The organism is Brachyspira hampsonii 30446, assembly GCF_000316195.1.
Lineage (GTDB): Bacteria > Spirochaetota > Brachyspiria > Brachyspirales > Brachyspiraceae > Brachyspira > Brachyspira hampsonii_C.
In genome coordinates this window covers 1024299-1050193 of the sequence record NZ_JH994111.1, presented here as the reverse complement: position 1 = coordinate 1050193, position 25895 = coordinate 1024299, and the positions used below count along the sequence as shown (strand labels likewise).

Below are 25895 nucleotides of genomic sequence, written 5' to 3'. Positions count from 1 at the left end.
GCCTCCTAAATTTATATTATAATAATTTTTATATACATTTTAATAGGATATTAAAAAAAGTCTATTTGTCAACAATTTTCAAAAAAAATTTAGATTTTTTCTTGAAAATCTAAAAAAAAATTAGTATACTATAATCATATTAAATGGTTATATAATTAGCCATTAAGGAATATTTTTATATTTTATGGAATCTAATATAATACTCGAAACTCTAATAAATGTAGCACATGGCATAGCAAGACAATTCGGCAATAATTGCGAAGTATGTATTCATGAATTAAAGGAAGATGATTTAGATCATACAATTATTTTTATCATTAATGGAGGCATTACAGGCAGACAAGTAGGAGAAGGCGCCTCAAATGTTGTAATCAATACTATAGAAAAGCTGAAAAAAGGAGAACCTATAGTAGATCATTTATCTTATCTTACAAAAGCATCAAATGGAAAAATATTAAAATCTTCAACAGTTTTTATAAAGGATATGAATGGTAAATACAGATATATACTATCTATAAACTTTGATATAACTAATTTAATGCCTTTTAAAAGCGATTTAGAAAGTCTTTTGAATACAGAAGATAAATCAAAATTAGAAGAAATTCCAAACAGTGCTCAGGAGCTTATGGAGAAGTTAATAATCAAAAGCGAAGAATTGGTAGGAAAACCTGCTTCTATAATGAATAAAAATGAGAAAATAAAAGCTATAAAATTTTTAAATGATTCAGGAGTATTTTTAATAACAAAATCCGGAGATAAAGTATCGAATCATTTTGGAATAAGTAAATTCACTCTATATAATTATATAGATTCAAAAAAGGAGGAAGTAAATGAGTGAACTTAAATGGGCTGAAAATAAGATGCCTAAAACAGATGATAAAAATCTGCCAATAATGTCTATTGAGGAAGTAAAAAAAGCAAAAGCATTTCATCAAAGTTTCCCTCAATATACACAAACACCATTATCAGAATTAAAAGAAATGGCTAAATATCTAGGCTTAGGAACTGTAAAAGTAAAAGACGAATCATACAGATTCGGTCTTAATGCTTTTAAAGTATTAGGCGGTTCTTATTCTATGGCTAGATATATAGCTCAGAAAATGGGAAAAGATGTAAGCGAATTTCCTTATGATGTACTCACTTCAAAAAAATTGAAAGATGAATTCGGTCAGGCTACATTCTTCTCAGCTACAGACGGTAATCATGGAAGAGGTGTTGCTTGGGCTGCTAATAAATTAGGACAAAAATCTGTAATTTTCATGCCTAAAGGTTCAACAGAAACAAGATTAAAAAATATTCAGGCTGAAGGTGCCACTGCTACAATAGAAGAATACAACTATGATGAATGCGTTAGAAAGGCTGCTGCAGAGGCTGCTAAAGTACCTAATGGTGTAGTTGTACAGGATACTGCTTGGGAAGGCTATGAAGAAATACCTGCTTGGATTATGCAAGGTTACGGCACTATGGCATTAGAAGCTGATGAACAATTCGGAGAAAGACCTACACATGTATTTGTACAGGCTGGAGTTGGTTCTTTGGCTGGTGCTATGGTTGGATATTTCTCTAATAAATACAAAAATAATCCTCCTGTAATGGTTATAGTTGAAGCTGAAGCTGCTGCTTGTTTATATAAGGGTGCTGAAGCTGGAGATGGAAAAATAAGAATAGTAGAAGGTGATTTAGATACTATAATGGCTGGACTTGCATGCGGAGAACCTAATATCACTTCTTGGGATATACTTAAAAATCATGCTGACTGCTTTATAGCTGCTAAAGACATAATTGCTGCAAGAGGTATGAGAATGCTTGCTGCTCCATTAAAAGGTGATCCTCAGGTTGTATCTGGTGAATCTGGTGCTGCTCCTTTCGGTGCTTTGGCTACTATTATGCTTAAAGATGAGTATGCTGAATTAAGAAAAAAATTAAAACTTGATTCTAATTCTAAAGTATTACTATTCAGCACTGAAGGAGATACGGATCCTGAAAGATGGAAAAATATCGTTTGGGAAGCAAAAGATAGATAATAAAATTTAATTAGAATAATAAAGAAATTTAAAATTATAAATTTTTTAGGAGAATAAAAACAATGAGTGCTATTTCAAAAGAACAATTTGAACAAATAAAAGCAAAAGCTGAAAGCTATAAAGCTGATATGACTAAATTCTTAAGAGATATAATTAGAATTCCTAGTGAATCTTGCGAAGAAAAAGGCGTAATCGAAAGAATAGCTGAAGAGATGAAAAAAGTAGGATTTGATAAAGTAGATATAGATCCTATGGGTAATGTTTTAGGTTATATGGGAAGCGGTAAAACTTTGATAGGTATTGATGCTCATATAGACACTGTAGGAGTAGGAAATAAAGATAACTGGAATTTCGATCCTTATGAAGGTTATGAAAATGATGTAGAAATCGGAGGAAGAGGAACTTCTGACCAAGAAGGCGGCATAGTTTCCGGTGTTTACGGTGCTAAAATAATGAAAGATTTAGGTCTTTTAAATGACAAATATCAAGTTGTTGTTGTTGGTACTGTACAGGAAGAAGACTGCGACGGATTATGCTGGGAATACATTTGTAAAAAAAGCAATATCAAACCTGAATTCGTAATCTCTACTGAACCTACTGACGGCGGTATTTACAGAGGTCAAAGAGGAAGAATGGAAATAAGAGTAGATGTTAAAGGTATTTCATGCCATGGTTCTGCCCCAGAAAGAGGAGATAATGCTATATACAAAATGGCTGACATACTTCAAGATATCAGAAGCCTTAACGAAAATGATGCTAAAGATTCTACAGAAATCAAAGGCTTAGTAAAAATGTTAGAAGAAAAATACAATCCTCAATACAAAGAAGCTAATTTCCTAGGAAGAGGTACTGTAACAGTTTCTCAAATATTCTATACTTCTCCAAGCAGATGTGCGGTTGCTGACTCTTGTTCTATTTCTTTAGACAGAAGAATGACAGCAGGTGAAACTTGGGAAAGCTGCTTAGAAGAAATAAGAAACCTTCCTAATGTAAAAAAATATGGTGCTGAAGTATCTATGTACAATTATGACAGACCATCTTGGACAGGTTTAGTTTATCCAATAGAATGCTACTTCCCTACTTGGGTAATTCCAGAAGATCATGCTGTAACTAAAGCTTTAGAAGAAGCATACAAAGGCTTATATGGTACAGAAGAGAGATTAGGACCTACTCCGGAAATAGAAAAAGAAAGAAAAGCTCGTCCTCTTACTGATAAATGGACTTTCTCTACTAACGGCGTATCTATCATGGGAAGAAACGGAATACCTTGTATAGGTTTCGGACCTGGTGCTGAAGCTCAGGCTCATGCTCCTAATGAAAAAACTTGGAAGCAAGATTTAGTAAACTGTGCTGCTTTATATGCTGCTGTACCTACTATCTATTGTGCAAATAAGTAATTTAATTATAAAAAAATAAATTTAAATAAATAAAAAAGGATGAAAAATATGGGTATACAAAAATACATATCAAAATTAGACAGCCTTGAATTCGGCAAAATGTATCAAAATGATTTCTTCTTAACTTGGGACAAAACTTTTGATGAATTACAAGCAGTTTGGACTGTTGCTGATGCTTTAAGATTCTTAAGAGAAACTAACACTTCTACTAAAGTATTTGATTCTGGTTTAGGTATTTCTCTATTCAGAGATAATTCTACTAGAACTCGTTTCTCTTTTGCTTCTGCTTGTAACCTTTTAGGTTTAGAAGTTCAGGACTTAGACGAAGGTAAAAGCCAAATAGCTCATGGTGAAACAGTTAGAGAAACTGCAAATATGGTATCATTCATGGCTGATGTTATAGGTATCAGAGATGATATGTACATTGGTAAAGGTCATGAATACATGAAAGAAGTTTCTGCTTCTGTAAGACAAGGATACAATGACGGAATATTAGAACAAATTCCTACTTTGGTAAACTTACAATGCGACAGAGACCATCCAACACAAATGATGGCTGACTCACTTCACTTCATTCATGAATTAGGCGGATTAGAAAACCTTAAAGGCAAAAAAGTTGCTATGACTTGGGCTTATTCTCCTTCTTACGGCAAACCTCTTTCTGTACCTCAAGGTGCTGCTGGACTGTTCACTAGATTAGGTATGGATGTTGCTTTAGCTTATCCAAAAGGTTATGAACTTATGCCGGAAGTTGAAGCTATTGCTAAGAAAAATGCTGAAGCTGCTGGTGTTAAATTGACTATCACTAACAGTATGGACGAAGCTTTTGAAGATGCTGATGTTGTTTATCCTAAATCTTGGGCTCCTTTTGCTGCTATGCAAGAGAGAACAGACCTTTACGGTAAAGGAGACACTGATGGTATTAAAGCTCTTGAAAAAAGATTATTAGAACAAAATGCTCAGCATAAAGATTGGTGCTGTACTGAAGAAAAAATGAAAAAAACTAAAGACGGAAAAGCATTATACTTACACTGCTTACCTGCTGATATTAATGATGTTAGCTGTAAAGACGGAGAAGTTGCTGCTTCTGTATTTGACAGATATAGAGTTCCTCTTTACAAACAAGCTAGCTACAAACCTTATGTTATAGCTGCTATGATTTTCTTATCTAAATTTAAAGACCCTCAAGCTATATTAAGCAAATTAGCTTCTGATAAAAAACCAAGAATATTTGGATAATATAAATAATAAAGATGGTAAGCATCTATAAGATATATAGTGCTTACCATTTTATATCTATTATATTGTGAAAAAAAGCACTTTTTACAATATAAAAAGAATTTAATTTTTGATTTAGGATATAAAAATGGAAAATAAAAAAAGAATTGTTATTGCTTTGGGCGGTAATGCATTAGGTGATACACTAGCTGAGCAAATGGAAGCTGTAAAAATAACTGCTAAAAACATAGTGGATTTGGTAGAAAATGGCTGCGAAGTTATAGTTGCACATGGAAACGGACCTCAAGTTGGATTTATTAATAATGCTATGAATGAATATACTGCACATCATAAAACAGGTAATGATATACCTCTTTCTGTTTGTGTTGCTATGAGTCAGGCCTATATAGGATACGATTTACAAAATGCTATTATGGAAGAGTTCTCTAACAGAAAAATAACAGTTCCGCCTATAGCTACATTAATTACTCAAGTAGTAGTTGATGAAAATGATCCTGCTTTCAAAAATCCTACTAAACCTATAGGTCAGTTTATGACTAAAGAAGAGGGAGAAGAAAAAGCCAAAGAATTAGGCTGGGTAGTAAAAGAAGATGCAGGAAGAGGATACAGAAGAGTTGTTGCTTCTCCTAAGCCTGTTGCTATTGCTGAAAGTACTGCTATAAAAGCTATGCTTAATGAAAAAGCATTAGTTATATGCTGCGGAGGCGGAGGAATACCTGTGATAAGAATAGGTAATCACTTAAAAGGTATGGCTGCTGTTATAGATAAAGACTTTGCTGCTTCTGTACTTGCTAAAGAACTTCATGCCGATATGCTTATCATATTAACTGCTGTAGAAAAAGTTGCTGTTAATTTTGGTAAGCCGGATGTTAAATGGTTAGATTCTATGACTTTAGAAGAGGCTAAAAAACATTGCGATGATGGTCAGTTTGCTCCGGGTTCTATGCTTCCTAAAGTTCAGGCTTGTATGCAGTTTGTAGAAGCAACTGGAAAAGAAGCTATGATAACATTGCTTGAAAAAGCTAAAGATGCTATCAATGGAAAAACAGGTACTAGAGTTATAAAATAATTTTTGGTATATAAATAAACTAGATATTTATATTAAATTAATAATATATAAATTATCTAGTTTATAAATGTTTATAATATCTTGATTTTTATTATTAATATATTATAAATATTATCAATATTTTAATTAAATAATAAGCTGAGGGATATTTTATGGAAACTCTAATTAAAGAATTAAAAAATTCTGTATCAAGAGTAGATGCTTTTGACAAGATAACAGGAAGAACTAAATATTTAAATGATATTGATTTTGGAAAAGAAGTCCTGCATGCCAAAATTGTTTATTCTACAAAGGCAAGGGCTAAGATATTAAAAATAAATATTCCTGAACTTCCTGAAGGTTATTCTGTAATAGATTATAGAGATGTTCCGGGTAAAAATGCTGCCACTATGATTATATCTGATTGGCGTCCTTTTGCTGATGATAATGTTAGATACATTGGAGAGACAATACTCCTTATTGTAGGTCCTGACAAAAATGTGGTATATGATATAGCAGAAAAAGTTACAATAGAATATCAAGATTTAGAGCCTGTATTGAATATAGATGATTCTAAGAAATTATTAGGCGGTCCTATATACGGAGATGATAATATTTTTGTTTCATTTAAAGCGGGATATGGAGATGTTGATGAAGCATTTAAAAAAGCTAAAACTATAATAGAGGAAACTTATTATACCCCATATCAGGAACATTTATACATGGAAGTTAATGGAACAGTAGGTGTTTGGGAAAATGACGGCGTAACTTTATATTCATCTACGCAATGTCCTTACTATGTACAAAAAGCTGTTGCTCCTGTTCTTGGTGTAGAAGAATCAAAGGTAAGAGTAATATCCCCCACTATAGGCGGAGGATTCGGAGGAAAAGAACATTATCCTGATATACTATCTGCCGCTGTTGCCGTTGCCGTACATAAACTAAAAAAAACTGTTAAACTTATATTAGACAGACAATTTGATATGGCTTATAGTGTAAAAAGACAGCCTGCTCAAATCACAACTAAAATAGCTCTTGATGAAAACAATAATATTACCGCACTTGATATAATTTCGGATATGGACGCTGGTGCTTATGAGTCAAGTTCCAGAGTTATTATGCAAAGATGTACTTATACTGCTGCCAATGTATATCATTTCCCTAATGTAAGAGTTTTGGGAAGATTGTACTGCACTAATAATGTACCTAGCTGTGCATTCAGAGGATTCGGCGGACCTCAGGCAATATTTGCTATAGAAAGAACTATGGATAATATAGCAAAAAAAATAGGAATTGATCCTATAGAACTTAAAAGAAAATACTTTGTAAAACAAAATGATCCTACAATAACAGGCGGTATATTCCATGATAATATAATACTTCCTCAAATGCTTGATTTAGCCTTAAAGGAATCTGATTATGAAGAAAAAAGAAAAAAATATAAAGATGATATGTACAGAGGAATAGGAATATCATGCTTTCTGCATGGATGTGCTTTTACAGGAAGCGGTGAAAGAGATATAATTAAAGCCAAATTAAAGTTAAAGAAAAAAGGAAATAAAGTAACAATACTAACATCAAATACAGAAATAGGTCAGGGACTTCATACTACATTCAGAAAAATAGCTGCTTATAACTTGCAAATACCATTGGAAAATATAGATATATCTGTGTATGATACTAATATAATACCAAATACAGGTCCTACAGTGGCTTCCCGTTCTGTTATGATCGTTGGATATTTAATACAGGAAGCATGTAAAAAATTAAAAGACAGATGGAATGAATCTGAAGAAATAGAAATAATAGAAGACTATAAACACCCTGCACATTTAATAGATTGGGATACCTCTGCTTTAAGAGGAGATGCCTACCCTACTTATGGGCTTGGAATAAATGTTGTTGAAGTTGAAATTGATAAAGTTACATTAGAAGTAAAAATAGTAGGTGTTTGGGCGGTATTTGACTGCGGATATGCTATAGATGAAAAAATAGTTGAAGGTCAAATAAAGGGGGGTGTTGCTCAGGCACTTGGATGGGGGGCTTTAGAAAACATAGTGAATAAAGATGGAAAATTCTTACAGGTAAAAATGTCTGATTATATGATACCGACTTCTTTGGATTTGCCTGAAATAAAGTCGTATATCATGAATGAACCTTATCAATATGGTCCTTCTGGTGCTAAGGGAGTAGGAGAAATTACTTTTGACGGGGCGGCAAGTGCTTATGCAGCTGCTATGGAAAATGCTTTGAATTATCATTTTAGAAAAATACCTATTCTCCCTGAAAACATAGCGGAGGTGATATGATGTCTATAAAATTTAAAGTAAATGGAAACGAAATTAATACAGAATTAGATCCTTTAACTAGGTTAATAGATTTTATAAGAGATGAATTAAAACTTACTGGTACCAAAGAAGGATGCGGCGAAGGAGAATGCGGAGCTTGTGCTGTACTTATGAATGGAAAAGTTGTCAATTCATGTTTAATACCTATAATTTTATGCGAAGGAAAAGAAATTATAACTATAGAACAATACTCAGAAACAGAAAAAGGAAAAATAGTAACAAAAGCTTTTATGGAAGAAGGTGCTGTACAATGCGGTTTTTGTACTCCTGGTATGGTTATGTCTTCTGAAGCTATTTTAAATGATACTAAAGGAAAACCTACAGAATACCAAGTAAGAAAAGGATTATCAGGAAATCTATGCAGATGCACTGGATATGATCATATAGTAAGTGCCGTATTAAGAGCTTCTGATATGGCTTTTAAGGAGGGTAAAAATTTATGGCAGTAACTTTAAAAGCTAAAAATATTAATGAAGCATTAGAATTCAGAGCAGCAAATGATTCTGTAATTTTTGCAGGAGGTACTGATTTGATGGTAGAGCATTTAAGAGGAAGTAATTTAATAGCTAAATTTAATAAACCTATATTATTTATAAATGATATAGATGAATTAAAAGGCATAAATGAAGATGAAAATAATATTATCATAGGAGCATTAACTACCTTCGATGAAATTATTAGATCTAGTCTAACTCCTCAGGTATTAAAAGACAGTGCCTTAGGAATAGCAGGTCCTCCCATTAGAAATATTGCCACTATAGGAGGAAATATATGCAATGCCTCCCCTTCTGCTGACAGTTTGCCTTCTTTATATGCTATGGATGCAGTTTTAGTATTAAAAAGTAAAAATTCAAAAAGAGAAGTAAAAATAAAAGATTTTATTACCGGAGTAAGCAAAACTATATTGAAAAATGATGAAATACTTACTCATATAATAATACCAAAGAAAGATTATAAATATTCCTTTTATCGAAAAATAGGAACTAGAAAAGCTAATGCATTATCTAAACTTGCCGTATGTGCATTAGTTTGCAAAGAAAATGATAGGTACCGATTTAAAATAAGTTTTTGTACATTAGGTGTTACAATTACAAGAGATGAAAGTATAGAGGAAAAATATATTGTTTCAGATATAAAAGAATGGAAGAACAATATTAAATCTATACAGGAAGCATATTCTTCAATTATGAATCCTAGAAACAGTGCTAGGTCAACTGCTTTGTATAGAAAGAAATGTGCTTTAAATTTAATTGAATATTTTTTAGATGATATAAATCTATAAAATAGAATAAAAAAATTGGAGTTAATTATGAGTACAAATGAAAAAACTCAAAGTGCTTTGTTCGAATACGAAGCCGTTCCAAAGATGTCGCAGGCTTTTCCGCTAGCTATTCAGCATGTAGTTGCTATGATTGTGGGCTGTGTAACTCCTGCTCTTATAGTATCTTCTGCTGCCGGACTTAAAAGCGGAAGCCCAGAACAAATACTCTTAGTTCAGTCATCTTTGGTATTTGCTGCTATCTCTACAATAATAATGGTTTTCCCTATACCTATTACAAAAAATTATCATATAGGTGCCAGACTTCCTATGATTATTGGTGTTAGTTTTGCTTATGTATCTACTATGCAGTCTATAGCAAGAGGTCCTGAAGGTACAGGTCTTGGAGTAAGAGGTTTAGCTATTATATTTGGTGCTCAGGTAGTAGGAGGTATAGTTGCCGTTATATTCGGACTTGCTGTTGAAAAAATAAGAAAATTATTCCCTCCTCTAATAGCAGGTACTGTTGTATTTACTGTTGGGCTTTCTTTATATCCTACTGCTGTTAGATATATGGCTGGAGGAAGTACATTATACAGTATAAACGGAGAGGTTGTTCCTTTTGGTTCTTGGCAGTATTGGGCTGTTGCGGGAATAACACTTATTGCTGTTATTTTCTTCAATCAGTTTACTAAAGGCTTCTTGAAACTAGCTTCTATACTTATGGGATTAATTATCGGATATATAGCTGCATTTTTCTTTGGAATGATTAATTTTACCAGCGTAGTTAATGCTGGTATTTTCCAAGCTCCTAAATTACTTCCTTTTGGTATAGAGTTTGATCCTTCTGCTGCAATAGCTATAGCTCTTTTATTTGCTGTAAACTCTGTTCAGGCTATAGGAGACTTCTCTGCTACTACTTCAGGAGGTATGGGAAGAATGCCTACTGATAAAGAGTTAAAATGCGGTATCACTGCTTATGGACTTACTAACATATTATCTTCTATGTTTGGCTGCTTGCCTACTGCTACTTACAGTCAGAATGTTGGTATAGTTGCTACTACTAAAGTTGTTAATAGAATAGTATTTTTAATTGCTGCTGTTATAATATTAATAGCTGGACTATTCCCTAAATTCTCTGCTTTGCTTACTACAATACCTTCCTGCGTACTTGGAGGAGCTACTATAATGGTATTTGCTTCTATTGCTATGACAGGTATTAAATTGGTATTCACTGAAAATATGGGACCTAGAAATACATTAATAGTAGGTCTTGCTGTTGCTTTAGGTATGGGTACTGTTCAAGTTGGAGGTGCTTTAGATACTTTCCCTGCTTGGGCTAAAACTGTATTTGGAAGCAGCCCTGTTGTTATAGCTACTTGTGTTGCTATTATACTTAATGTTGTTCTTCCTAAAGAAGAAGCTAAAAAATAATTAAAAATATTTTATATATAAAAGCATAAGTTATTTATTATGACTTATGCTTTTTCTTATATTAAATAAATATACTTTAAAGTAAATCTTCTCTGGTATCTATATCTTTTAATTTATTTTCATCTATAGTATAAAAGAAACAATCTTCAGCATTTTTTTTTATAATTCTCAATGCTCCGTTATCATGCTCTAAACTCAAAATATCATTAATATATTTAGTTGAAAATACAGCTGGATTTGATGGTCTTTCTCCTGTGAACATAGCTCCTATATTCTTATGACTGTAATAAAAATATTTAAGCATATTAAAAATATCATAATCTTCTAAAAAAGGCATGTCGCATACAAAAAAAGCAAATGAGTCAGCTTTGAGTTTTAAAGCCTCATTAATACCTAGTTTTATAGAAGAGCTTATACCTTCATCATGATTATTATTATATACCGAAATATAATCTTTATTTTCAAATGTTTTATTTATTATTTCATCATATATACTTACTGCTATAACAGAAGTTTCTATATTTTTTAAATCATCATCTTCTTTAAATAATTTTATTACATCTGATATTTTATTGACAGTGTTTTCAAATAATGTTTTATTATTAAGAGATTTGAATTTATGAATTAACTTATTTCCGCTGAAACGCTCGCTTTTACCAGATGCTAATATAATGAAAGCTGTTTTTTTATATGTAATACTATTATTTTTTGTAAAATCATTTAAATATAGTTCTATATTACTGCATTTAAGTTTATTAACATAATATTTATCTGCAATATATTTAATAGTTTCTAAATCCACTATGCTTTCACTGTCTATTTCACTGCATAAATTATATCTGAAACAAACCTCTTTAAACTTTCTTTTCAAACTATGAAGTCCCATAACCACAACTATTTTTTCTATTTTTTCGTATAAAAAAGCTGGTATGACAGGCTCTTCATCATTAGGTATTTTTATTGGATAATACTTTGCTCCATCTGCCTCTATAAAAATAATATCAGCTAAATCAATAGCATTCTTTAATTCATCATATCCTGCATACATAAGTTTTTTATCATCATACTCTTTTCCTAATACAATAATATTATCATTATCAAAAGAATGAGCATTAATAGTTTCAATATATTTCTCAGGTTTAAAAATTTTTGCTGTAGTTGTGATTACTACCTTTTTATCTTTATAACTTTCTGATAATTTTTTTATATAAGAAGTTTTACCGCCGCCGCCGCATACAATAATAATTTTTGACATAATCAGCCTATAGTTACTTCTCCTGTAGGCAAATCTATTATACCGTATTTACCTTTATTAATAGAGCCTATACTCATAAATAAAGTAAGATAACCTACTCTGCCTATAAACATAAGTATTATTAATATTAATTTGCTCCATATTGTAACTGTTGGAGTTATACCTAAAGAAAGCCCTACCGTACTTATAGCTGATACTGCCTCAAAAAGTATAGGCATCATACTATTTGATTTTTCTATATAAAACATAATAAATGAAGCAAGTACAGAAATAGCTATTGCCAGGGTAACTATAGCAACAGATTTATTAACTGTATCATCTTTTATCTTTCTGCCATTAACTACAATATATGGCCTGTTAAAAATTGCTGTAATTACTGAAAATATAAATACAAATAAAGTAGTAGTTTTTACTCCGCCGCCTGTACTGTTTGGAGAAGCACCTACAAACATTAAAAATATAACAACTCCTATAGTAACACTGCTCATAGAATTGTATGCAATAGTTTCAAAACCAGCTGTTCTAGGACTTACGCTTTGAAATAATGAAACTAATATCTTCTCTTTCAATGGCAAATCCTTTAAAGAATTTGAATATTCATTAAAAAATATAAAGGCACTTCCTAATATTATCAAAATAACACTTGTATATATAACTATTCTAGCCTGAACATCAAATACATATCTTTGTCCTTTTACCTTATTTACTATAGCCCTAGTAATAGTAAGCATAACAGGATATCCTATACCGCCTAGAGTGATAAGAAGCATAATAGTAACATTAACTACAACATTTGCAGAATATTGATGAAGATTATCTGTATAAAGCGAAAAACCTGCATTACAAAAGGCACTTATAGAGTGAAATACAGAAGAAAATATACGCATTCCTAATTTACTGTCAGTTTCCATAACTGTAAATAAAGAAACAGCTCCTAATAACTCTATAAAAAATGTTGATAAGAATATTACTTTTACAGTTGACTGTATTATATCTTTATTTTGAGTATTAAACATCTCTAAAGTTCTAACTCTATCCTGAACGCTTCCCTTATTTACAGAAAATAAAAGCACTATTGCCGATATAGACATAATACCAAGTCCGCCTATTTGTATAAGAATTATTAATACAACTTGCCCGAATAAAGTAAACTCTTTAGAAACATCTATAACACTAAGCCCTGTTACACATACCGCACTTGTTGCTGTAAATAAAGCATCAACAAATGATAACTTACCGCTTACTGTACTTAAAGGAAGATACAATAATAAACTTCCTAATGTTATAACAAATATAAACGATGCTATAATCATTTGATATAATGTAAACTTAGAATATGAAAGCCTAAGCCAATTTATTACTATAACCAAAAAGAAAAGTATTGAACCTGCTATAGTCCATATAATTCTATTTGCATATATATCATAGTATTTTTTGCTGAAGAAATTAAGAAGTAAAAGTCCGACTAGCTGAATAATCGGAACTACTATATAAAGTTTTCTAGGTGCTATTCTTATTTGATCTATGAGTATAAAAATAAAACATATTGTTATAATATTAATTATTTTATCATAATTTGCTATATAAAAATTATCTGCATTAATTTGTCTTACCTGCATTAAAAGCACAAATATTGCAAATATAGAACCTGCTATAGCTATTAAATTTGAAATTCTCCTTAAAAACTCATCTATCGCCTGAATGATAGTTTTATTAGGATTAGTTTGATTATTAATCTTATTACTAAAAATATTTTTCATAATTAATATTTACTCTTATCATATTATATATAAACAAAAACATTTTAATATATAATAGACTATATGTAAATATATAATTTTGTTTTTTATTGAAATCTAAGCATGTCTATTAATATCAAAATCACCTCTTGCCCCTGTAAGAATATATCCAATATTTTTCATACTGTTTCTCAAACTTTCAACACCCTCTGCAGATTCCGTTCCTGTAGCTATTTTATCATTGTACAATAAATATTTTTTTCTTACATCCATAGGAGATAAATTCGGCATAACAACATTAGACCCATGAAGTATACCCATTTCTCGTCCGCCTTCTTTTATAGTACCTAATGCTGTAGTAGCAGGTATCAAGGCTAAAGGAAAAATTAATCGAAGTATGCTTATAAGTATTAATGTAAGTTCTAATTCACCTTTTTTTTCATTGGCAAAAGGAGTATCTTTATGGGGTAAAAAAGGTCCTATACCTATCATCTCAGGCTTAATTTCCTGCATAAATACAAAATCATCAGCAATATTTTCTAAAGTCTGATACGGACTTCTAACCATTATGCCTGTACCTGTTTGAAAGCCTAACTTTTTTAAATTTCTTAAACATTCTTTTCTATTATCCAAACTCATATCTGCTGGGTGAAGTTTTGAATAATGAGTATTATCAGAAGTTTCATGCCTTAATAAAAACCTATTAGCTCCTTTTTCTTTTAATACTTTATAGTACCCTTCTTCTTTCTCTCCTATTGATAATGTTAATGCACAGTCTGGGAATTTAGTTTTAATTGCATCCACTATATCAGACATTATATTTATATTATAATAAGGATCTTCTCCGCCTTGTAAAACAAAAGTTCTAAAACCTATCTCATAGCCAAGTTCGCAGCATGATAAAATATCTTCTTTATTTAATCTGTATCTTTCAGCATTTCTATTGCTCTTTCTTATTCCGCAGTATATACAGTCATTTTTGCAGTAATTGGTAAACTCTATAAGCCCTCGCATAAAAACATACTTTCCGAATATTTTATCTGCCTTTTCTCTAGCCTTCACCCTAAGATATTCTTTTAGTTCTTTTATGCTCTCTTCTTCATCTTGAGTTAATTGTTTTTTATTAATATTATTATCGTACTCAAAAGATGATAATAAAACTAGAGCATCATCATGAGATATGCTCTCTTCCTTATCTATTTTGTTAATAATTTCTTTTGCTTTGTTTATATCAATCAATTTTCTCTTCCTCTAATTACACATATTAAAATATATATCATAGCTCTTCTATTTCCTTTACACTAAGTCCTGTAATATCGCTTATCAATGCTATATCTATATTTTTATTTTTCATATTTTTTGCAGTTAATATTTGATTTTCTTTTATACCTTTCTCTATACCTTTCTCTATACCTTTCTCTATACCTTTCTCTATACCTTTTTCTATACCTTTTTTGAAACCTTCTTCAATGCCTAATCTTCTTTCTTCTTCTAACATTATCTGATTACCATATAGATAAGCCTCTCTTTTATCATATTCATTCATCATCAATCTATCTTTAATAAAGTTATTGTATCTTCTTTGCACCTCTTCCATTATAGGTTTTTCTTTGACTAACTCAGACATAATTACCTCCCTATTATCTTTTTTTATAGTGAAAAATTTAAGCCAGCAATCTAAATCTTTATTTAATAAATTGTTTTTAAATTTTTTGAGTTCAATTATATGTATCTGCAAATGGTCGGTAAGAAGTCTATTACTATTAGTATCATAAATCATATAGCAGGAATGTATATTGTTGCTGTCATCTAAATTGAAATTAAGAAGATTTATACTTATAACAGGAGTTAGTGCATCATACTTTTCACCATGCTTTAAAAGTTTGCTGTAATTAGAAGCCCAATAATATAATATACGCTCTGGAAATCTTGAATTGCCTTGAAGCTGAATCTCTATTATAACAACAGTACCATTTTGTGTAATGCATTTTACATCTACAATGGTTTCCTTATCTTCATAGTTTTCCTTATAATTAAATGTAGTAAGTATTTCAACACTTCTAAAAGTTTTCATATTAGCGTCAAGCATTGTAGAATTAATAAAATCAAGTAATATCAAATTGCTGTCTTTAGATGAGAATAAATATCTCATAAAATAATCATTCAAAACATTAATATCTCTTCTCATAATATAATTATACTAAAATAAATATAAATGTAAAGTTATAAATGAAAATCTAGTTAAAGCTAAAAAATATATTTTGTATTTTAAATATTTTATTACTAATTTTATATTATATAATTTAAATATATTTCACACCATTAATTTTAGCTATAGTCATACCATAATTCGTTATAGGTACATTCTGCTCTTCGCATATTCTTATTCTATTTAAAATATGCTTTCTAGTACCCATACAACCTCCGCAATGTATTACCAAATCATATTTAGACAAATCATCTGGAAAATCATTGCCTGCCGCATAATCAATATCAAAGTCAAAACCAAATTTCTTTTTTAAAAGATTAGGTATTTTTACCCTTCCAATATCTCCTTCCAAAGGAACATGAGTACAGCTTTCTGCAATTAATAGTTTACTCTCTTTTGTAAGATTATCTATAAAGTCGGCACCTTTTTTATATACTTCTTCATTTCCTTTGTATCTTGCAAAAAGCACTGAAAATGATGTTAAAAGGCTTTCCTCTGGTTTTAACTTCTCTACTTCTTTGAAAACTTGAGAATCTGTTATTATAACTTTAGGAGGCTTGCTTAATGCTTTAAGAGCTTTTTCAAACTTATCAAAAGTAGAAGCCATAATCACAGCTTTATTGTCTAAAATATCTCTTATAGTCTGAACCTGAGGAAGTATAAGACGCCCTTTAGGTGCCTGAATATCCTGAGGCATAACAAGCATTACAATATCATCTTCTTTAATTATATGCCCTGTTATACTAATCTCTTCTATTTTTGGAATTGATGATTTTATAGCTTCTATTAGTTTATCAATATTAACTCTATTATTTGCACTAATTGAAACAACTTCTAAATCAAACATTTCTTTTATATTCTGTTCTATATTTTTATAATTATCATTTAAATCTATTTTGTTTAATACAGCTATAACAGGTATCTCCAAAGCAGCAATCTCATTTTTCCATTTTAATTCAAGTAAATAATCATTATTAATAAAAGAAGCATCAAATACAAGTAAGGCAATATCAGCAGATTCCATAATCTTTCTAGTTTTATGTATTCTTAAAGCTCCAAGCTCACCCTCATCATCAAAACCAGCAGTATCAACTATGGCACAAGCTCCTATACCATTTATCTCTATAGCCTTTTTAACAGGGTCAGTAGTAGTTCCTGCAGTATCAGAAACTATTGCTACATCTTGATTTGCAATTGCATTTATGATGCTTGATTTACCTGCATTTCTTCTTCCAAATATTGCAATATGTGTTCTGTTTGAATTTGGTGTAGTATTCATTTTTTATTCCATTTATTTATATTATAATTAATAATATTAAAAAAATTTATTTGTTTCTCATCTCTAAATATAACAAATAAAATAAACCGAGCAAATAAAATTATATTTTTCTGCTCGGTAACATAAATCGATCATAAATTAAATCAATAATTTATCCCCAATATATTAAAATTTAAAATCTCTTCTTCCCTCATCTATTCCTTTTAAAGCATCAACTAATTTCATTTTTACCTTTTCATTAGGAACCCTCTCTATTTCATTTGCCATAACTTTATCTATAGATTTTCTAGTTTCTTCTTTGGCATAATCGTTTTCATATTCTTTTAATGTTATTATAGCATTAGCCTGACAGAAATTTTTTATTTGTCCGCTCTTAGCAAAAGCCATAAATCTGTCTCCTGTTCTTCCTTCTCTATAGCAGGCAGTGCAGAAGCTAGGTAAATAACCTATATCAGAAAGCCATTTAATTATATCATCTAACGAACGGTTATCAGATATTTCAAACTGTTTTGAATTCTCTTCTTCCTCTTCAACATATCCGCCAACACTAGTTCTTGATCCTCCGCTTATTTGAGAAACTCCAACCTCTAATGCTTCTTCTCTTGATTTTTGGCTCTCTCTTGTAGAAACTATTATTCCAGTATAAGGAACAGCGATTCTTAAAACAGCAACTATTTTTTTGAATAAACTATCTACTATAGCATTAGGAAAACTTTTAACATCAACATCATCAGCAGGTCTTATTCTAGGAACACTTATAGTATGAGGACCGCATCCGAAAGTATCTTCCAAATGTTTAGCATGATAAAGCATAGCAGTAAAATCGTATTTATAATCATAAAGCCCAAATAATACTCCTATACCCACATCATCGATACCGCCTTCCATAGCTCTGTCCATTGCCTCAGTATGATATTCATAATTGCTTTTAGGTCCGCTTGGGTGAACTTTTTCATAAGTAGGTTTATGATAAGTTTCTTGGAATAATACATAAGTACCAATTCCTGCATCTTTTAATTTTCTATAATTTTCAACTGTAGTAGCAGCAATATTAACATTAACTCTTCTAATAGCTCCATTTTTATGCTTGATGCTGTATATTGTTTTTATAGATTCAAGTAAGTATTCCATACTAGCATAGTCTGGATCTTCTCCTGTTTCTAAAGCAAGTCTTTTATGTCCCATATCCTGCAATGCTATAACTTCAGCTCTAATTTCGTCCTGACTTAACTGTTTTCTTGCTATATGACCATTTTTAGCATGATAAGGACAGTAAACGCAGCCATTAATACAATAATTAGATAAATAAAGAGGTGCAAATAAAACTATTCTCTTACCGTATATCTCTAATTTGATTTTCTTTGCTATTTCAAACATCTCATTTTCAGCATCTTTATCATTGCAAAGAAGTAAAGCCAATGCTTCTTTAGGTTCAAGCCCTTTCATTTCATTAGCTTTGTCTAATATTTCTCTAATATTATAATCGCCATTTTCTACTTCGGATATTGTTTTTAGAATTTCCTCATCGTTGATAAATTCATTTGCATTTCTAGATTTTGAATCATACTTAAATAAAGTTTCTAGAGACATAAAATATACTCCTATTAAAATTAAAATGTTTAGGTATTACTTTTTACCAGCATAAAGAGCTTTAGCAGAAACATTTTCAAGCATACCAAGTTTGCCTGTTAAACTATTAATTTTATCTATAGGAGCATTTAATACTATGCTTATGATATTTATATTTTCTTCTCTGTAAGGTATCCCCATTCTTCCTATAACAAAATCACTATAAGTATGCAGTATTTCATTCACCTTTGCCGCAGCATTGGTGTCTTCAATTATTATACCTATAACAGCAATTCTATTATTTTCCATAAACTAACAAAAAAGATAAATATAATTAAAAAATATATTCCTTTATGATAAACATTAACAGTTATTCACTTAGGCAATTCTTATTATAAAACTATAAGTTTATTTTGTAAATAGCTTTTATTAATTTTTTATAATTATTTTTCTATATGGAAAAAGCTAACAACATTTTGAAGTTCTTTAGCATCATTATAAAGCGATATAGAAGAAGCTGTTGACTCTTCTACTAAAGCAGCATTTTCCTGAGTAATAGAATCCATTTCCATAACCGCCTTATTAACCTGAGCTACACCAGACTGCTGTTCCAAAGCAGCAGAACTTATATCTTTTATGATATTTGCTGTTTCTTCAATTTGGTCTTTTATTGATATAAATAATTGTTCCTGACTCTCTACAATTTCATTAGCTTTATTAATTTTTTCATATACCTGATTAATCAATTCTGTAATGTCTTTTGCTGAAGTCTGACTATTTTGTGCCAAACTTCTAACCTCGCTTGCTACAACAGCAAAACCTTTACCCTGCTCTCCAGCACGAGCTGCCTCTACTGCTGCATTAAGTGCTAAAATATTAGTCTGAAAAGCAATTCCTTCTATAACTTTTATTATATCTTTAATTTTTTCACTGTCATTATTAACTTCATTCATACTTTTTACTGTTTCTGATACCACTGAAGATGCATTTTCTATAGCTTCCTTACAGCTGTTCATCATATTATTTCCTTTTACAGAATTATTAGTGGCCATTGATATTGCTGAAGATATTTCTTCCATAGAGGATGCTGTCTCTTCAAGATTGGCAGCTGTATTTTCTGCTTTTGTAGCTAAGTTCTTATTTCCAGAAGCAAGTGCATTAGCTGCCTGAGACATCTTATCAGCATTATTCAAAGTTGTTTCTATTACTTCTATTAATTTATATTTCATATTATGGAAAGACTGAGATAGTTCTCCAATCTCATCTTTTCGCTTTATTTTTCTTCCATGCATAATAAGTTTTCCATGCTCTATTTCTTTGGCTTCCTCAACTACAATTCTAAGAGGTTTTATAATGCTTCTAGTAAATAAGAATACAACCAAAGTCATAAGCAGCATGGATATTACAGCTATAATTATACTAGTTATAATTATTGATTTATTAATTTCATAAATTTCATCTTTATCCATAGCATAAGCAACTACCCAAGGCTGAGAAGTCATTTTCTTATAAAAACCTTCTCTTACTCCATATTTTAATTGTCCGGATATAGAAGTACCCTGTATTATATTGGCATATTCACTTGGAGCCTGTTTATTTATTTCTGCCGGATCTGTATCCATTACAACTATAGATTTATTATTAACGATTACTATTCTTCCTGTTCTTCCTAATTGCACATTACTAAAATATGCATCATATATAGACATTATTTTGATAATAGAAACTAAATAACCTACCAATTGATTATCATAACTAAGTATTCTTACACCTAAAGACATTGTAAGCTCTCCTGTAGCAGCAGATTTAGAGATATCTCCAAAGGCTATTTCTTCTCCTGCTAATAGCTTAGTCATCATGGCCGGTCTTAGATCCATAAAATTTCTGCCTATTAACTGAGAGTTTCTATCAAAAACTATTACGCCGTCAGTATTCATTATAGAAATATTTTCAATAAAGTTATTATTTTCTATAAATGATGTGACATCCAAAAAAACATTATTACTATAAGCAGCGGCATTTGAAAAGAAATTCTTAATATTAGCACCGCTTGTATATGATTCATTAAGCATAATCTGAGCATTTAATATAGAATCAAATAAATTAGCATAACCTTCTACTGTATTTTGAAATCCTGTATTAGTGCTTTCAGTTATTCCCTTATTTGCAAAATATACTGAAACAGATAACAAAAAACCTAGCATCAATATAGACATTAAACTAATAACTATAGGAAGTTTAAAAGACAAACTGTGTATTTTATTCATAATTTACTCCTAAAATCATTTTTACATAGAAAATATTGAATTGCATAAAATAAAAATGAAACCTAACATATTTTAGTATAATAAAAAAAAATAATAGTGTCAATAAATTAAAATAATTTTTATATGATGCATAAATAAATATGATTAATACAATTTAATTCTAAATTATTCAAGACATATAAAAATTTAAATATTATTTTAACTAATTTTAGTTTTTCATAGAATTAAAACACATCTAATACAATAAATATTGACAAATAAAGGCTTATAGAGTATAACTTCATTTATTATAATTTGGGATTTATATCTATGTTAAGATTGGCTGTAATATTTGTAATTTTATTTTCTTTTAATCTTTATTCTCAAAATATTGATGATAAACCAATGAAAATAAATAAAAATTACTTCACTGATGATGGAAATTTAAAAAACAATAGAAACTTATCGGTTTATGCTATTAGAAAGATTAGATTTACTGATAACTCATCTTATGAAATGATAATATTAAAAAATAATAATTGGTATTATTACAGTTTATTTCAAATAGAACAAAATAATAAATACAATTATATTGGCACTATTGCTTTTAAAAGCTTTAATCTAAATACAGAAGGTCTTATAGGAAATATAGTTTATAAAGATAATTTTTTTACTATAGAACATAATATTATGCTAAATCTAAAAATGTATATAACATTCAAATATAATGATGATAAACAAATATATTTGGATAAAGCTAGTATGATTGTGGAACTTATTGATAATAGTGATTCAGCAAATACTAATGAAGTAAAAACAACCTCTAAGCAGGTTAATGGAAATGTAGTGCCTAATAAGATTTTATATAAAGATGTTACAATGGATATGATAACTAAACTATTAAGCCTTGATATATAAATATTAAACATAGAGCTGTAATAGTATGAGAGTATTTTTAGCATTAAACTTAAATCAAGAAATTAAAAATAAGTATTCTAATATACTTAAAATAAATGAAAAAACAGCAGAATTAAAAAAAGTCTCAAAAGATAAAATGCATGTAACATTAGTATTTTTTGACAATATAAAAGAAGAACAAATAGAATTAATAAAAGAAGAAGTGATAAACTATTCACCTACTCCATTTAATATAAAATTTGAAAATATTTCATACTTCACAAATAAATTCAAAGATATTAATGTCATATTTATAAAAGCGGTAAGCAAAGAATTAGAGAACTATGTAAAAACTTTAAGAGAAAAACTAGATAATATAAAAAATCTTAAATATGATAAAAAAGATTTTAAATCCCATCTAACTTTAGCAAGAGTTAAAAAAGTTCATGATAATGAGAAATTAAAAGAAAATATTGAGGAAATAGAATTTACCGCCTCATCTTTTATAGCTAATTCTATAAGTTTATATTCAAGCGACTTTCATAATTATACAGAAATTTTCACTATCAATTTTTAATCATACAATTAAATCAATTATTTACATTTTTATTAATTAAAGTATAATCTAAAAATAAACATAATAAATAATTTTTTATTAAAATAATAAAAGATAATAAAATTAGAAAGGTAAATTAATTTATGAATAAAATAAATAAAATATATATAGGATACCCTCCATTTGAAAGCGACAGAGGAGTAGCATTATTATCACAAAACAGACAATTTCAATGGTTTAAAAGCCCAACATATATTTATCCTGTAGTACCAGCCACTGCAGCAACTATGATAAAAAATGCAGGATATGATGTAGACTTTGTTGATGCTATTGCTAGAAATATGACAACAGAACAATGGTATCAATATTTAGATGAAAAAACACCTGATTTATTATTTTTTGAGGTAAAAACTCCTGTTATATATAAGGCGTGGAAAATAGCTGATGATTTGAAAGCTAAATACCCAAATATGATAGTTGTTATTGCAGGAGATCATGTTACTGCTATGCCTGAAGAGACTATGAATAATTGTAAAGTTGACTATTTATTGATGGGGGGAGATTATGATTTTCTTCTTTTAAACCTAATAGAATATCTCAATGGAAAAGCACAATTAGAAAAAGGCATATACTACAGAGAAAATAATAATATAAAAAACACAGGCTTTTTTGAATTAAGACATGATTTAAAAAGCCTTCCATTTATAGATAGAGATTTAACTCAGTGGAAAAGATACGCCTATGATAATGGCAACTTCAAAAGAATACCGGGTACTTATATAATGGCTGGAAGAGACTGCTGGCATCATAGATGTACTTTCTGCTCTTGGACAGGAATATATACCAATTTCCGTGCTAGAACTGCTGAAAATGTTGCTGATGAGGTGGAGTTTCTTTATAATAAATACAATATCAGAGAGATAATGGATGATACAGGATGCTTCCCTGTAAAAAAATGGCTTAATGATTTTTGTAATTTCATGATAGATAAAAAGCTAAATAAAAAAGTTAATATAGACTGCAATATGCGTTTTGGTGCCTGCAATGAAGATGAGTACAGGCTTATGAAAAAAGCTGGATTTAGATTTCTTTTGTTTGGACTAGAATCTGCAAGTCAAACTACATTAGATAAGCTAAAAAAAGGAAACAAGGTTGAAGAGATACTTCCTTCATGCAAAGCAGCATCTGATGCAGGGCTTTCTCCTCATATCACGGTAATGCTAGGATATCCTTGGGAAACTGAAGAGGATATTGAAAAAACTTATGAGCTTACTAAAAAACTTCTTCTTAAAGGTTATGCTAAAACTATGCAGGCTACAATTATAATACCTTATCCGGGTACTGAATTATTTAATCAATGCAAAAAAGAAAATTGGCTTACTACAGAAAATTGGGAAGATTATGATATGCGTAGTGCTATAATGAAGACCGATGTCGGTGAAGAAAAGATAAAAGAATGGGTACAAAAACTTTATAATCTTAGCTTTACTCCGCAGTTTTTGATGCATAAAGTATTATCTATCAGGGATTTAGATGATATAAAATATTATTTGAGAGCATTTAAAAAAGTTTCAAAAGGGCATTTAAAAGACTTTGAATAATTTTGTTTTTATTATAAAATATATAGAATTATTAATCATAAATTTAAATTAAGGAGTTATTTATGGCTAGAGTGAAATTCATGGAATATGAAGAAGCTACAGGTAAAGTAAAAGAAGCTTTCGATTATCAATTAAAAAAAAGCGGCAATGTTACAAATATGAAAAAAGCATTATTAAATGATTACGCTACTTATGAAGCATTTATGGGTTGGTATGTTTCATTCGATAGATTAGTAGAGGTAGTTGGAAAAAGAGCAGCTATGATATTGGCACATTCTGTTTCTACTACTAACGGATGTATGCTTTGTTCTTTATTCTTTATCAGAGATTTAAAAGCTATAGGAGATGATCCTAAAAATCTTAAACTTGATGAAAAAGAACAATTATTATCACAATTAGGTATGCAGATGGTAAAAGATCCTAATGGCGTAACTGATGAACTTATGAATAATCTTAAAAAACATTTCAATGATTCTGAAATAGTTACTATAGTAGGTTTTGCTGCTCAGATGATGGCTACTAACAATTTTAATGCCGTATTAAAAATAGATTTAGATGAATCTTTAGTACCTATACAAGGCGAGTTTGAAAAAGAAACTTGGAGAGCAAAAAATAATTAATATTTAATTATTTATAAAATAAAAACAAGGGGAATAATTCTCCTTGTTTTTTTATACCCATCTCATAATTTATGAAATGGGTACGAAATTAGAGATTATGAATTATGTTCTTGTGCATCCAAATTGCCTACGAACTTATCAAAAGTATAAAGATTTCTTCCTTCTAAATTACCTAAAATTTTAATTTTTTTAATAATATCATTAAATAATTCTTCTTCTTCAAGCTGCTCTTCAACAAACCATTCCAAAAACTTCAATGTAACATAATCTTTGCTATCCATTGCTATGCCTACTAATTTATTAATGCAAGAAGTGATATACTCTTCATGTTTAATTACTTTTTCAAATAACTCTGCAACAGAATTAAAATTACATTCAGGAGCTTTCATCTCTCCCATTATAGCTTGTCCGCCTGCTTTATTGATATATTCTCTAAATTTTTCCAAATGTGTATGTTCTTCTGCTGAATGATTATATAGGAATTTGCTGCAGCCTTTAAGCCCTTCTTTTTCGCACCAGCCAGCCATATTAAAATATAAATTAGCTGAATAATGCTCTAAATTTAAATGTTCATTTAATAATTTTACTGTTTCTTCTTTTATTATAGACATAATAAACTCCTTTTTTAGATTTAACTAACATTATTTTATAATACTCTAACATTTTTAACAATAGATTATAGACCATAATAACATACTAATATCATATTTTTTAATGCAATATTTGTATATTATAAAACATATATAACATTTATATTTAAATTAGTATTTTTATTTGAAATATATAGATTTTATTAATTCATTAACCTCATTAATAAAATAAATAATAAGAATAAAAATTTATTAAAAGCATTATAAATATAACAAATTTATTTTATAATAGACTTGTTTCAAAACTCAAATTTTTAATATTTATAGTTTTTTAATTTAATATTTTTTTGATTATAGTTGGGGCTTTGCCAACCGCTCTGCATGTTTCGCAAAACCCCACTTCTTTTGTGACGCCTGTCCGCCTTCGGTGTGGCACATACGAAGTACGCCTCACTGTGTGTGCCTACGGCAGGCGAAAGACTGCATATTTATATACTAAAACAATAATTTATAAAACATGTCAAACATTATTTTATAAATTATAAAATTACGAAATTTTCATATGTAATCTTGTCAAGTAGTTTTG

Annotated in this window: 22 protein-coding genes; 13 read left to right on the top strand and 9 right to left on the bottom strand. The window is 29.7% G+C overall.

The genetic code is table 11. The features are described from left to right. Positions 1 to 184: 184 nt before the first annotated feature. From A966_RS09475 to A966_RS09435, 9 genes are all read left to right on the top strand, one after another. Positions 185 to 838 carry a helix-turn-helix transcriptional regulator gene (locus tag A966_RS09475; protein ID WP_008724969.1) on the top strand — a complete coding sequence of 218 codons (654 nt, stop codon included), beginning with the start codon at positions 185 to 187 and terminating at the stop codon, positions 836 to 838. Next, positions 831 to 2024, top strand: a complete 1194-nt coding sequence (gene dpaL / locus A966_RS09470; RefSeq protein WP_008724967.1) for a diaminopropionate ammonia-lyase — start codon at positions 831 to 833, stop codon at positions 2022 to 2024. The genes A966_RS09475 and dpaL overlap by 8 nt, the downstream gene beginning before the upstream one ends. Positions 2025 to 2086: 62 nt before the next feature. Beyond that, entirely contained in the window at positions 2087 to 3421 is a 1335-nt protein-coding gene (locus tag A966_RS09465) for a YgeY family selenium metabolism-linked hydrolase (RefSeq protein ID WP_008724965.1), read from the top strand. A 48-nt stretch (positions 3422 to 3469) separates the two neighbouring features. Next, positions 3470 to 4660, top strand: a complete 1191-nt coding sequence (gene ygeW, locus A966_RS09460) for a knotted carbamoyltransferase YgeW (RefSeq protein ID WP_008724963.1) — start codon at positions 3470 to 3472, stop codon at positions 4658 to 4660. Between the two features lie 127 nt (positions 4661 to 4787). Further along, positions 4788 to 5729, top strand: a complete 942-nt coding sequence (gene arcC / locus A966_RS09455; RefSeq protein WP_008724962.1) for a carbamate kinase — start codon at positions 4788 to 4790, stop codon at positions 5727 to 5729. Positions 5730 to 5881: 152 nt separating this feature from the next. Next, positions 5882 to 8017 carry a xanthine dehydrogenase family protein molybdopterin-binding subunit gene (locus tag A966_RS09450; protein WP_008724959.1) on the top strand — a complete coding sequence of 712 codons (2136 nt, stop codon included), beginning with the start codon at positions 5882 to 5884 and terminating at the stop codon, positions 8015 to 8017. After that, positions 8017 to 8505, top strand: a complete 489-nt coding sequence (locus A966_RS09445; RefSeq protein WP_008724958.1) for a (2Fe-2S)-binding protein — start codon at positions 8017 to 8019, stop codon at positions 8503 to 8505. The genes A966_RS09450 and A966_RS09445 overlap by 1 nt, the downstream gene beginning before the upstream one ends. Next, positions 8496 to 9338 (top strand): FAD binding domain-containing protein, encoded by an 843-nt coding sequence (locus A966_RS09440; RefSeq protein ID WP_008724956.1) that lies wholly within the window; start codon positions 8496 to 8498, stop codon positions 9336 to 9338. The genes A966_RS09445 and A966_RS09440 overlap by 10 nt, the downstream gene beginning before the upstream one ends. A 27-nt stretch (positions 9339 to 9365) precedes the next feature. Then, entirely contained in the window at positions 9366 to 10748 is a 1383-nt protein-coding gene (locus A966_RS09435) for a uracil-xanthine permease family protein (RefSeq protein WP_008724953.1), read from the top strand. Between the two features lie 76 nt (positions 10749 to 10824). On the opposite strand, the gene yqeC is transcribed toward A966_RS09435, so the two are convergent. From yqeC to A966_RS09395, 8 genes are all read right to left on the bottom strand, one after another. Beyond that, positions 10825 to 12003, bottom strand: a complete 1179-nt coding sequence (gene yqeC / locus A966_RS09430) for a selenium cofactor biosynthesis protein YqeC (protein WP_008724951.1) — start codon at positions 12001 to 12003, stop codon at positions 10825 to 10827. A 2-nt stretch (positions 12004 to 12005) separates the two neighbouring features. Beyond that, on the bottom strand, positions 12006 to 13763 hold the full coding sequence (locus A966_RS09425) for a TrkH family potassium uptake protein (protein WP_008724948.1): 1758 nt from the start codon (positions 13761 to 13763) through the stop codon (positions 12006 to 12008). 96 nt (positions 13764 to 13859) lie between these two features. Next, complete coding sequence (gene hydE, locus A966_RS09420; protein ID WP_008724945.1) at positions 13860 to 14981, bottom strand: [FeFe] hydrogenase H-cluster radical SAM maturase HydE; 1122 nt, start codon at positions 14979 to 14981, stop codon at positions 13860 to 13862. A 37-nt stretch (positions 14982 to 15018) separates the two neighbouring features. After that, the gene (locus A966_RS09415; RefSeq protein WP_008724943.1) at positions 15019 to 15930 is read right to left on the bottom strand and encodes an Rpn family recombination-promoting nuclease/putative transposase; all 912 of its coding nucleotides are present in this window, start codon (positions 15928 to 15930) and stop codon (positions 15019 to 15021) included. A 115-nt stretch (positions 15931 to 16045) separates the two neighbouring features. Continuing rightward, positions 16046 to 17230, bottom strand: a complete 1185-nt coding sequence (gene hydF / locus A966_RS09410; protein WP_008724942.1) for a [FeFe] hydrogenase H-cluster maturation GTPase HydF — start codon at positions 17228 to 17230, stop codon at positions 16046 to 16048. A 165-nt stretch (positions 17231 to 17395) separates the two neighbouring features. After that, positions 17396 to 18820: a [FeFe] hydrogenase H-cluster radical SAM maturase HydG gene (gene hydG / locus A966_RS09405; protein WP_008724940.1), complete on the bottom strand. Its 1425-nt coding sequence runs from the start codon at positions 18818 to 18820 to the stop codon at positions 17396 to 17398. A gap of 36 nt (positions 18821 to 18856) precedes the next feature. Continuing rightward, positions 18857 to 19108: a TM1266 family iron-only hydrogenase system putative regulator gene (locus A966_RS09400; protein WP_008724938.1), complete on the bottom strand. Its 252-nt coding sequence runs from the start codon at positions 19106 to 19108 to the stop codon at positions 18857 to 18859. 134 nt (positions 19109 to 19242) lie between these two features. Further along, positions 19243 to 21066, bottom strand: coding sequence for a methyl-accepting chemotaxis protein (locus tag A966_RS09395; RefSeq protein ID WP_008724936.1), 1824 nt, complete (start codon positions 21064 to 21066; stop codon positions 19243 to 19245). Positions 21067 to 21375: 309 nt separating this feature from the next. On the opposite strand from A966_RS09395, the gene A966_RS09390 reads away from it, so the two are divergent. From A966_RS09390 to A966_RS09375, 4 genes are all read left to right on the top strand, one after another. Beyond that, complete coding sequence (locus A966_RS09390) at positions 21376 to 21963, top strand: hypothetical protein (protein ID WP_008724934.1); 588 nt, start codon at positions 21376 to 21378, stop codon at positions 21961 to 21963. A 25-nt stretch (positions 21964 to 21988) separates the two neighbouring features. Next, positions 21989 to 22519 carry an RNA 2',3'-cyclic phosphodiesterase gene (gene thpR, locus A966_RS09385; protein ID WP_008724931.1) on the top strand — a complete coding sequence of 177 codons (531 nt, stop codon included), beginning with the start codon at positions 21989 to 21991 and terminating at the stop codon, positions 22517 to 22519. 122 nt (positions 22520 to 22641) lie between these two features. Next, the gene (locus A966_RS09380; protein ID WP_008724929.1) at positions 22642 to 24099 is read left to right on the top strand and encodes a B12-binding domain-containing radical SAM protein; all 1458 of its coding nucleotides are present in this window, start codon (positions 22642 to 22644) and stop codon (positions 24097 to 24099) included. Positions 24100 to 24161: 62 nt separating this feature from the next. Next, positions 24162 to 24719, top strand: coding sequence for a carboxymuconolactone decarboxylase family protein (locus A966_RS09375; RefSeq protein WP_008724926.1), 558 nt, complete (start codon positions 24162 to 24164; stop codon positions 24717 to 24719). 95 nt (positions 24720 to 24814) lie between these two features. Here A966_RS09375 and A966_RS09370 read toward each other — a convergent pair whose 3' ends face one another. Then, positions 24815 to 25330: a ferritin gene (locus tag A966_RS09370; protein ID WP_008724924.1), complete on the bottom strand. Its 516-nt coding sequence runs from the start codon at positions 25328 to 25330 to the stop codon at positions 24815 to 24817. Between the last annotated feature and the right edge of the window lie 565 nt (positions 25331 to 25895).

What these genes read in the sequence shown, in the direction of transcription:
- A966_RS09475 (WP_008724969.1), top strand. Translation starts at nt 185, where the DNA reads ATGGAATCTAATATAATACTCGAAACTCTAATAAATGTAGCACATGGC.
- dpaL (WP_008724967.1), top strand. Translation starts at nt 831, where the DNA reads ATGAGTGAACTTAAATGGGCTGAAAATAAGATGCCTAAAACAGATGAT.
- A966_RS09465 (WP_008724965.1), top strand. Translation starts at nt 2,087, where the DNA reads ATGAGTGCTATTTCAAAAGAACAATTTGAACAAATAAAAGCAAAAGCT.
- ygeW (WP_008724963.1), top strand. Translation starts at nt 3,470, where the DNA reads ATGGGTATACAAAAATACATATCAAAATTAGACAGCCTTGAATTCGGC.
- arcC (WP_008724962.1), top strand. Translation starts at nt 4,788, where the DNA reads ATGGAAAATAAAAAAAGAATTGTTATTGCTTTGGGCGGTAATGCATTA.
- A966_RS09450 (WP_008724959.1), top strand. Translation starts at nt 5,882, where the DNA reads ATGGAAACTCTAATTAAAGAATTAAAAAATTCTGTATCAAGAGTAGAT.
- A966_RS09445 (WP_008724958.1), top strand. Translation starts at nt 8,017, where the DNA reads ATGTCTATAAAATTTAAAGTAAATGGAAACGAAATTAATACAGAATTA.
- A966_RS09440 (WP_008724956.1), top strand. Translation starts at nt 8,496, where the DNA reads ATGGCAGTAACTTTAAAAGCTAAAAATATTAATGAAGCATTAGAATTC.
- A966_RS09435 (WP_008724953.1), top strand. Translation starts at nt 9,366, where the DNA reads ATGAGTACAAATGAAAAAACTCAAAGTGCTTTGTTCGAATACGAAGCC.
- yqeC (WP_008724951.1), bottom strand. Translation starts at nt 12,003, where the DNA reads ATGTCAAAAATTATTATTGTATGCGGCGGCGGCGGTAAAACTTCTTAT.
- A966_RS09425 (WP_008724948.1), bottom strand. Translation starts at nt 13,763, where the DNA reads ATGAAAAATATTTTTAGTAATAAGATTAATAATCAAACTAATCCTAAT.
- A966_RS09415 (WP_008724943.1), bottom strand. Translation starts at nt 15,930, where the DNA reads ATGAGAAGAGATATTAATGTTTTGAATGATTATTTTATGAGATATTTA.
- hydF (WP_008724942.1), bottom strand. Translation starts at nt 17,230, where the DNA reads ATGAATACTACACCAAATTCAAACAGAACACATATTGCAATATTTGGA.
- hydG (WP_008724940.1), bottom strand. Translation starts at nt 18,820, where the DNA reads ATGTCTCTAGAAACTTTATTTAAGTATGATTCAAAATCTAGAAATGCA.
- A966_RS09400 (WP_008724938.1), bottom strand. Translation starts at nt 19,108, where the DNA reads ATGGAAAATAATAGAATTGCTGTTATAGGTATAATAATTGAAGACACC.
- A966_RS09395 (WP_008724936.1), bottom strand. Translation starts at nt 21,066, where the DNA reads ATGAATAAAATACACAGTTTGTCTTTTAAACTTCCTATAGTTATTAGT.
- A966_RS09390 (WP_008724934.1), top strand. Translation starts at nt 21,376, where the DNA reads ATGTTAAGATTGGCTGTAATATTTGTAATTTTATTTTCTTTTAATCTT.
- thpR (WP_008724931.1), top strand. Translation starts at nt 21,989, where the DNA reads ATGAGAGTATTTTTAGCATTAAACTTAAATCAAGAAATTAAAAATAAG.
- A966_RS09380 (WP_008724929.1), top strand. Translation starts at nt 22,642, where the DNA reads ATGAATAAAATAAATAAAATATATATAGGATACCCTCCATTTGAAAGC.
- A966_RS09375 (WP_008724926.1), top strand. Translation starts at nt 24,162, where the DNA reads ATGGCTAGAGTGAAATTCATGGAATATGAAGAAGCTACAGGTAAAGTA.
- A966_RS09370 (WP_008724924.1), bottom strand. Translation starts at nt 25,330, where the DNA reads ATGTCTATAATAAAAGAAGAAACAGTAAAATTATTAAATGAACATTTA.